We start from the raw sequence: 1098 nt of genomic DNA, 5'->3' as shown, positions 1-1098 counted from the left end.
CGGCGCCCCACCGCAGGCGCGCCTGGGACAGCGACTGGAAGTAGGCGTGGATCGAGATGGAGAAGGCCCCGGAGTCGCCCATGTACATCGGAAGCTTGGGCGTGGGTGAGATGTGTGCGGCGTCGTTGAGCTCGACCGTGAGGGGCGGGTCCAGCCGGCCGTTGGGCGACATGTTGGCGGTGGAGCGGGCCACGATGAGCAGGTCCTCGACCATCGCCGTGATGACCGGGGCGATGCCGCCGGACTTGCCTTCCCGGCCCAGGATGTACAGCGTGTTGGGCCCGGACAGGAACGCTTTGATGTCGAAGATGTCGTCCGGGTGGGGCGAGCACTCCCGCAGTACCGTCGGGTCGTTGAAGCAGTCGAACACGACCGTGAGGTGGGCGAAGGCGAGCCCGCGCGTGTGCGGGTCGCCGTTGACCGTCACGGATGTCAGCGCCTCTGCCCAGCCCGGCGCGGCACGGCCGGCGGCGTACTGCCGCTGCAGGATCTCGATCGGCTCCGGGTTCACCTGCTCGTTGGCCCACCGGATGATGTCGGTGAGTGTCCGGCGTTCCAGTGCGGCGGCGTGCAGGTACCCGCGCAGGATGATGAACGCGGCGGTGGTGTCCGGTGTGGCGGTGGTGCCGAACGTCACCGGCGCCCCGGTGGCGTTGAGCATCGCGAGGGCCCGGCTCGCCGCGGACATGCCCGACTCGCAGCCGCGGATCGGGGAGTAGCGCATCCGCTCGGGCCACTGGGTCATGCCGTTGGGGTCGAAGACGTAGACGTTGCCCTTCTGCGCCCGCATCGCGTAGGTGTTGAGGAAGATGTCGATGCGTGCGGACGTGACGATGACCGGTCCCGGCGCGTCGATCGTGAACGGCACGCAGAACAGGGCGTCCTTGCCCTGCCGGGGCGGGCCCACGACGACCATGGAGTCCTCGACCGACGTGTACAGGTCCTGCAGCGTCCGGTAGTCGCGGCCGAGGTGATACCCGACCTCGGTGGGGCTGACCCTCGCACGGCCGGCCGTCGACGGCCGGATCGTCGCCGCCTTGCGCAGCACGGCTTTCTTGCCCAGCAGCCGGCTCGCCTCGTACGGCGAGGCGAAGCCCA

The 1098-nt window shown here is 69.5% G+C and carries 1 pseudogene; it reads right to left on the bottom strand.

Annotated features, from left to right (window positions below):
• Window positions 1-1098 (bottom strand): annotated as a pseudogene (locus AB0H83_RS51920) (hypothetical protein); the annotation flags it as partial.

This window comes from Dactylosporangium sp. NPDC050688, from assembly GCF_040654515.1.
Taxonomy (GTDB): domain Bacteria; phylum Actinomycetota; class Actinomycetes; order Mycobacteriales; family Micromonosporaceae; genus Dactylosporangium.
The sequence above is the reverse complement of the archived record's forward strand: the minus strand, read 5'-3'. Positions and strand labels throughout refer to the sequence as shown.